At 68.6% G+C, this 7,690-nt stretch carries 7 protein-coding genes and 1 pseudogene; all 8 read left to right on the top strand.

Annotated elements, in window-relative coordinates; genetic code table 11:
• Positions 1–295, top strand: a pseudogene (locus GCN74_RS29040) (hypothetical protein); the annotation flags it as partial.
• Positions 292–1,026 (top strand): hypothetical protein, encoded by a 735-nt coding sequence (locus tag GCN74_RS27800; protein WP_152259653.1) that lies wholly within the window; start codon positions 292–294, stop codon positions 1,024–1,026. The pseudogene GCN74_RS29040 and the gene GCN74_RS27800, both read left to right, overlap by 4 nt.
• Positions 1,023–1,739: a type II secretion system protein gene (locus GCN74_RS27795; RefSeq protein WP_152259652.1), complete on the top strand. Its 717-nt coding sequence runs from the start codon at positions 1,023–1,025 to the stop codon at positions 1,737–1,739. The genes GCN74_RS27800 and GCN74_RS27795 overlap by 4 nt, the downstream gene beginning before the upstream one ends.
• Positions 1,740–1,744: 5 nt before the next feature.
• Positions 1,745–2,512, top strand: a complete 768-nt coding sequence (locus tag GCN74_RS27790) for an ABC transporter permease subunit (RefSeq protein WP_226939270.1) — start codon at positions 1,745–1,747, stop codon at positions 2,510–2,512.
• On the top strand, positions 2,512–3,258 hold the full coding sequence (locus tag GCN74_RS27785; RefSeq protein WP_152259651.1) for a hypothetical protein: 747 nt from the start codon (positions 2,512–2,514) through the stop codon (positions 3,256–3,258). The genes GCN74_RS27790 and GCN74_RS27785 overlap by 1 nt, the downstream gene beginning before the upstream one ends.
• Positions 3,259–3,344: 86 nt before the next feature.
• On the top strand, positions 3,345–3,917 hold the full coding sequence (locus GCN74_RS27780) for a prepilin-type N-terminal cleavage/methylation domain-containing protein (protein WP_152259650.1): 573 nt from the start codon (positions 3,345–3,347) through the stop codon (positions 3,915–3,917).
• A 27-nt stretch (positions 3,918–3,944) separates the two neighbouring features.
• Positions 3,945–4,310, top strand: coding sequence for a NirD/YgiW/YdeI family stress tolerance protein (locus GCN74_RS27775; RefSeq protein WP_152259649.1), 366 nt, complete (start codon positions 3,945–3,947; stop codon positions 4,308–4,310).
• A 278-nt stretch (positions 4,311–4,588) separates the two neighbouring features.
• Positions 4,589–7,690: PAS domain-containing protein (locus GCN74_RS27770; RefSeq protein WP_152259648.1), on the top strand; the 3,102-nt coding region annotated here is incomplete at its 3' end.

Below are 7,690 nucleotides of genomic sequence, written 5' to 3'. Positions count from 1 at the left end.
GGCGCCCGCGGCCGATCCCGCCCTGGCACCGCCACCGCCACCGCCGCCACCGCCGCCGCCCGCCCCGCCCGTGGAATTGAATGGCGTCGTGGTGCGCAGCAGCGGCCGCTCCACCGTCTGGCTGAACGAGGAAGTGCAGAACGAGCCGCACAACCGGCTCGCGCGCGACAAGTCGGGCAATCCGGGCATATTGACCTTGCGCCTGTCGACGGGCCAGGTGGTGCGCCTCAAGCCTGGCCAGCGCTACGACCCGGCCAGCGGCACCGTCACCGAAGTGCAGGAGGCGCAGCCGTGACGCCGCGTCCAGTGCAGCGCCAGCCGCAGCGCCAGCGCGGTGCCGCCCTGTTGCTGCTGGTGGCCGTGCTGGGCCTGGGGGCAGCCAGCCTGCTGATCGGCGCCTTCGGCCGCAACACGGGCGAGGCCGAGCGCCAGCAGCGTACCCTGGCCACCCTGGCACAGGCGCGCGAAGCCTTGCTGGGCTTTGCCGCCACGCAAGGCCGCCTGCCCCGTCCTGCCGCCTCCGCCCTCGACGGACGCGAACGTGCCGCCGACTGCGCCGACGACGCCGAATGCAGCGGCTTCCTGCCGTGGGTGGCGCTGGGCGTGGCGGGCACCGACGCCTGGGGCAAGCTGCTGCGCTACAGCGTCACGCCGGAAATGGCGCGCGCGCCCATCGTCTCGTCGTCCGCCATCGCCAACCGAGTCGTGCTCGAGCGCGGCGCGCGCGGCGAACTGGCCTTCGTGGCGGGCCAGGCCCAGTGCGACGTCAGCGCCCAGTGCCTGCCCCTCGTGCTGTTCTCGCAAGGCAAGGATCACTACGGCACGGCCGCCAGCGGCGTGACGCAGGTCAATACGGCGCGCGGCAATATCGACGAAGCGGCCAACGACAGCGCCAGCCGCAGTTTCATCGCCCGCCCCGCCAGCGACAATGCCGCGCTGCCCGGCGGCGCCTTTGACGACATGCTGGCGTGGATCACCTTGCCCGCCCTGTACCAACGCATGCGCGCCGCGCGCAACCTCCCATGAGCAATAGATATCGACCCCGGCCGCGCCAGCGCGGCTTTTCCCTGATCGAGATCGCCATCGTCCTCGTCATCGTGGGCCTGATGATAGGCGGCCTGGTCACGCCGCTGACGGTGCAGCTGGAGCAGCGCAAGGTGGCAGAAACGCAAAAGGCGCTGGACGAAGCGAAAGAGGCGCTGACGGGCTACGCGCTGCGCTACGGCTACCTGCCCTGTCCCGCCGTTTCCCCCCTCAGCGGCCTGGAAGACCGGCGCGGCACGCGCTGCAATGGCGAAAAACGCGCCGGCTTCCTGCCGTGGGCCACCCTGGGGCTGCGCCAGGGCGACAGCTGGAACAACCTGTTCCGCTACAGCGTGACGCCCGCCTTCAGCGACAGCGGCCAGCTTTTCAGCCTGTCCACGCCGCGCGACATCAGCATCGTCACGCGCAATGGGGGCGCGCTGCTGCAGGCGACGGCCCTGAACGATATCCCCGCCATGATCATGTCGCACGGCAAAAACGCATTCGGCGCCACCAGCGTGCAGGGCCAGCGCCAGGCCGTGCCTTTCGGCAACAATGTCGACGAGCGCAACAATGCTACGAACGCCACCACCTTCATCAGCCGCGCCGCCAGCGGCCCGCAGCAGCCCGGCGGCGAGTTCGACGACCTCGTCGCTTGGCTGTCGCCGAACATCCTGTTCAACCGCATGGTGGCGGCACAAAGGCTGCCCCGCTGATGCCCATGCTCGCTCCCGCCCTCACCATCGCCCGCTACACCTTGCTCGAAGCGCTGCGCAGCCGCCTGCCGTGGCTGTTCTTGCTGGCCGCCTGCGGCGCCGCCGCCCTGGCCGGCTTCCTGCAGCAACTGGCGCTGACGGAAAGCGGCGCCGTGCAGGCGGCGCTGCTGGCGGCTACCCTGCGCCTGGCCAGCGTCTTCCTGCTGGCCACCTTCATCATCACGGGCATGGCGCGCGAAGCGGCCGACCGGGGCTTGGAACTGCTGCTGGCATTGCCCATGCCGCGCGCGGCCTATCTGCTGGGCAAGCTGCTGGGCTACGGGGCGCTGGCGGCCGTGCCTGCCGTGCTGTCCGGCCTGCTGATGGCGCTGTTTGCCGCGCCCGCGCAAAGCGCGCTGTGGGGCCTGTCCCTGCTGGGCGAATTGTGGATCGTCGCCGCCTTCAGCCTGCTGTGCGCGGCCAGCCTGCAGCAAGCCCTGCCCGCGCTGGCAGCCACGGGCGGCTTCTATGTGCTGGCGCGCATGCTGGGCAGCCTGCAGCTGCTGGCGCACGGCCCGCACGCGGGCGACTCCGTGGCGCAGCGGGCCGCGGCCGGCGCCATCGACGCACTGGCCCTGCTGCTGCCCCGCCTCGACGATTTTACGCGCACGCAGTGGCTGCTGTACGCCACCGGCGACTGGCAGGCGCTGGCCGGCGTGGCGGCGCAAACCGCCATCTATGTCGGCTTGCTGGCCAGCTGCGCGCTGTGCGACTTTTACCGCCGTAACATCTGATGGCCACCGCCCAACGCCCCTGGTCCACGGTGCCGCGCCCCCTGTGCTGGCTGCTGGCCGCCTGCCTGCTGCTGCAGCTGGGCTGGCGGGCGGCGCAGCAGCACGCTCCCGCCCAGGCGCGGCCCCTGCCTGCGCCGCCGCCGGCGAGCGTGGCGCGCCTGGCCAGCCTGGGCGAGCCGCTGGCCATGGCCAAGGCCATGCTGCTGTACCTGCAATCGTTCGAAGACCAGCCCGGCGTCAGCCTGCCGTGGCGCCAGCTCGACTACGAGCGCCTGGCGGGCTGGCTGGACACGGCGCAAACGCTCGATCCCCGCAGCCAGTATGCGCTGATGGCCGCCAGCGAAGTGTATGCGGGCGTGGCCGACCCGCAGCGCGCGCGGCGCATGCTGGCCTTTGTCGCCGCCAGCTTTGCGGCCGATCCGCAGCGCCGCTGGCCCGCCATGGCGCAAGCCGTGCTGGTGGCCAAGCACCAGCTGCGCGACCTGCCGCTGGCGCTCGGCTACGCGCGCGCGCTGCGCCGGCTGGCGACGGGGCCGCAGGTGCCGCACTGGGTGCGCGAGATGGAAGCGTTCATCCTGGAAGACATGGACCAGCTCGACAGCGCCCGCCTGGTGATCGGCGGCCTGATCGCCAGCGGCCAGATCAGCGACCCGCACGAGCTGGCTTTCCTGGCGCGCCGGCTCGACGAACTGGCCAGGCAACGGGCCGACGAAATTGCCGCAAAGAAAGCAAAGGCGGCGCCATGAGCTGCCGCCCGAAATGCCATGCGCACCCGGCGCCAATTGCAGTAAACTGCCATCCCAGGCACTCGCACTTTTTCCAAGGAAATTCCATGCTCCCACGCCGCCAGCACGGCTTCACGCTCGTAGAAATCGCCATCGTCCTGGTCATCATCGGCCTGCTGCTCGGCGGCGTGCTCAAGGGGCAAGGCTTGATCGACAGCGCCAAGGTGAAAAACATCATCCAGCAATCGAATTCGCTGACGGCCGCCGTCAACGCCTACCAGGACAAGTTCCGCGCCCTGCCCGGCGACGATATCCAGGGCACCGTGCACGTGCCCAACTCGGCCGGCAACGGCAATGGCGACGGCCAGATCGGCGACGGCCAGCCGCGCGAATTCACCCTGGCGCCGCAGCACCTGGCGCTGGGCGGCTTCATTACGGGCTCGTTCAACGGCACCTCGCAATTCATGACCAGCGCCCAGGGCGGCGCCGTCTACCTGTACAACGACGAAGTGGGCGGGCGCGCCGGCAACGGCATCCGTTTCGACAACCTGCCCGAGAGCTACGCGGAGCAGATCGACAGCAAACTCGACGATGGCGTGGCCAGCACGGGCAGCGTGCGGGCGAACATGCCCTATGGCAATACCGGTGCTATCATTGCCCGCACCGCCGTCTTTTTCTGAGACGCCAGTCACTATCGAAGGAATACCATGCCACTGCACCGCACACTGCTCCTCTCCCTGGCCGCCAGCTGCGCCTTGCTGGCCGGCGGCGCGCACGCCCAGTACGTGGGACCGACGGCCGGCCCGGCCGCGCCCGCCAACGTGGCTGCCATCCTGAAGAATCCCGTCGACGACCAGGCCGTCGTGCTGCGCGGCCACCTGCTGCGCAAGGTGGGCAAGGAGAAATACACGTTCTCGGACGGTACGGCGGAAATCCGCGTGGACATCGACGACAAGGTCTTCATGAACCGCAAGATCGACGCCCGGACTCAGGTGGAAATCCGTGGCGAAGTGGAAAAGGACTTCATGGAAAGCCCCGAGATCGACGTCGACGTGCTGACCGTCGTCCCGTAAGCCCCCTTGCCTGCCCGCCGCCATGGCGGGCCGGGCGTACGGCGCGCGGCGCCGTACCCTCTTCCGTATGCCCTGAGCAAGCTTTTTTCCACTCCAGAAACTAGGCTTGTCAGAACAATCAATTTCGTCTAGCATCTTTTCATTCAACGTCAGCCAGCGCCAGCGTGAGCCTGCCTGTCGATTCATCCATTCTGGGAGCTTTCCGGGTGCAAGATTTGCCTTCGATACGCTCGCGAATTTCATGGCTGGTGCTCGCCTGGGTCATTCCGACGGCACTGGTGTTTCTCCTGCTCGTGGCGCAAAGCTACACACGCGAACGCGACCATGTGGTCAGCGAAACGGCGCAGGCGGCGCGCGCCGTCGCCGCCGCCGTCGAGCGCGACCTGAGCGGCGCCCAGATGGCGGCGCGCGTGCTGGCCGCCGCACCCGCCCTGCAAGGCGACGACCTCAGCGCCCTGCGCGCCGTGGCCGCCGGCCTGCTGCAGCCGGGCCTTGCCGTCAATGCCTTCATCGTTTCCGACGCCAAGGGGCGCCAGCTGGTTAATACGGCCCTGCCCGCCAGCCAGGCGCCGCCCCCCTTGCCGCAAAAATGGGCCGCCAGCATGGAACGCACGCGCGACTACGGCAAGCCGCGGCTGACCAGCCTGGCCAAGGCGCCCGACGGCGTGCCGCAGCTGGCCCTGAACCTGCCCTTGCCGCGTGACCAGGGCCCCGCCTATGTGCTGACGGCGCTGTATTCGCCCGACTACCTGCCCTTGCTGCTGCGCGAGCTGCACCTGCCCGCCTACCTGGGCGCGGCCATCATCAACGGGGACGGCATCAACGTGGCGCGCACCCTGGCGCCGCAGCGCTACGTGGGCCAGCGCACGGTGGCGCCCCTGCTGGAACAGATACGCCAGGCGCGCGAAGGCGTGCTGCGCCATGCAACGCTGGAAGGCCTGGACGTGTACACGGGCTTTCGCCGCGGCCCCGGCGACGCCTGGACGGTGGCCGTCACCATGCGCACCAGCACGGTGGCCGAAGCCCTGCTGCGCTCGGTAGTCACGGGCTCCGTCATCCTGGCCCTGCTGCTGGCCGCCGGCTTTGCCCTGGCCTGGCGCGTGGGCGGCCGCCTGGCCAGCACCCTGCAGGAACTGACCTTGCAGATACACGCGCTGGCGCAGGGCAATCCCTTGCTCTCGAACAAGCACACGGACCGCGAATCGGCCGACATGGCCGGCGCCCTGGGCGCGCTGGAACGCGACCTGCGGCGCCACCGCACGCAGCTCGAAAGCCTGGTGGCCGAACGCACGCTGGCCCTGGAAAAATCCACGCGCCTGCTGGAAACCGTGTATGCCACGGCGCCCATCGGCATGCTGTTCGTGGGCCTGGACTTGCGCATCGTCATGATCAACCAGTACCTGGCCGCCATCAACGGCGCCAGCGTGGCGCAGCATCTGGGCCGTCCCGTGGGCGCCATGCTGTTCGACGACGCCGTGCGCGCCGACGTCGAGCGCTGCGTGCGCCAGGTGCTGGAGACGGGCTTGCCCATCGTCGATATCGAATTGAAAGGCCACAGCGGGCAGCAGCGCGATCAGCTCAGCCACTGGATCGTCTCGTATCACCCGATCTTCGGCCCGGAACAGCAGTTGCTGGGCGTATCGGGCCTGTGGCTGGACGTCAGCGAACGCAAGCGCAGCGAAGCGGAATTCCGCCGTTCCAAGCACCTGTTCGGCACCATCATCGAAAACATCCCGGCCATGGTCTTCGTCAAGCGCGCCGACAAGCTGAGCTTTGAAATGATCAACCGCCACGCGGAACTGACCCTGGGACGCTCGCGCGAGCAATTGCTGGGCAAGACCGACCACGATTTCTTCCCGCCGCAGCAGGCGGCCGCCTTCGTCAGCGCCGACCGCAAGCTGCTGGCCACGGGGCAGATGGTGGAAATCGAACAGGAGGCCATCAACACGGCCGACGGCACCACGCGCCACTTCACCACGCGCAAGGTGGTCTTGCGCGACGACGCGGGACGCGCCAGCCACGTGCTGGGGGTGTCGATCGACATTACGGACCGCAAGCGCGCCACCGAGGTGCTGCACGCCACCACCTGGCGCCTGGAACAGAACGAGCGCTTCATCCGCACCGTCACCGACAACCTGCCCGGCATGGTGTCGTACTGGGGTGCCGATCTGCGTTGCCGGTTTGCAAATAACTTCTATAACGAATGGTTCGGCCGCAGCAGCGCCGAGCTGGCCGGCATCCACATGAGCGAATTGCTGGGCCAGGAACTGTTCGACGTGTACGCGCCGCACGTCGAGGGCGTGCTGGCGGGCCGGCCGCAAAGCTTCGAGCGCGACCTGCTCGATCCCGCCGGCCAGGTGTGCCACACGTGGACCAATTACATCCCCGATTTCGACGACGGCGGCAGCGTGCGGGGCTTCTTCGTGCTGGCTTCGGACGTGTCCGAGCTCAAGCGCACGGAATTGCGCCTGCACGAACTGAACGAACAGATGGTGCGCGCGCGCGACAAGGCCGAGGCGGCCAGCATCGCGAAGAGCGAATTCGTCGCCAACATGAGCCATGAGATCCGCACGCCGATGAACGCCATCATCGGCCTGGCGCGCCTGCTGGAAGAATCGCCGCTGGAACGGCGCGAGCGCAGCTATGTGGGCAAGATCCAGATGGCCACGCAGTCGCTGCTCAACATCGTCAACGACGTGCTCGATTTCTCCAAGATCGAGGCGGGCCAGATGGTGCTGGAACAGCGCCGCTTCCAGCTCGAACGCATGCTCGACAGCGTCGGCGTGCTGCTGGCCAGCAGCGCCTGGGCGCGCGGCGTGGAGCCCGTGTTCGTGCTCGACCCGGGCGTGCCCGACGAACTGATCGGCGACGCCCTGCGCGTGGAACAGATCCTGATCAACCTGGTAGGCAACGCCGTCAAATTCACCTCGCATGGCGAAGTGGTGCTGACCATCGCCAAGGTGGCCGAGGATGCGGCCAGCGCGACGCTGGAGTTTTCCGTGCGCGACACGGGCATCGGCATCGGCGCAGCCGAGCAGGAACACATCTTCGACGCGTTTTCCCAGGGCGACAGCGGCACCAGCCGCAAATACGGCGGCACGGGCCTGGGGCTGGCCATCTGCCGGCGCATGGTGGAATTGATGGGGGGCAAGCTCAGCGTGAAAAGCGCGCTGGGCGCAGGTTCCGACTTCCGCTTCAGCTGCCGCTTCGACAAGGTGGCGCCGCCGCCCGAGCCGTCCGGCAAGGGGGCTGGCCGGGCCCTGTCGCTGCTGATCATCGACGACAACGCCAGCGTGCGCGCCATGCTGGAAGCCTGGTGCGCGGCGCAGGGCTGGCACAGCCGCAGCGCCGATGGCGGCGCGGCCGGCCTGGCGCTGCTG

It is taken from the genome of Janthinobacterium sp. FT14W (assembly GCF_009208755.1).
GTDB lineage: Bacteria > Pseudomonadota > Gammaproteobacteria > Burkholderiales > Burkholderiaceae_D > Janthinobacterium > Janthinobacterium violaceinigrum.
This window is presented reverse-complemented; position numbering and strand designations above follow the sequence as displayed.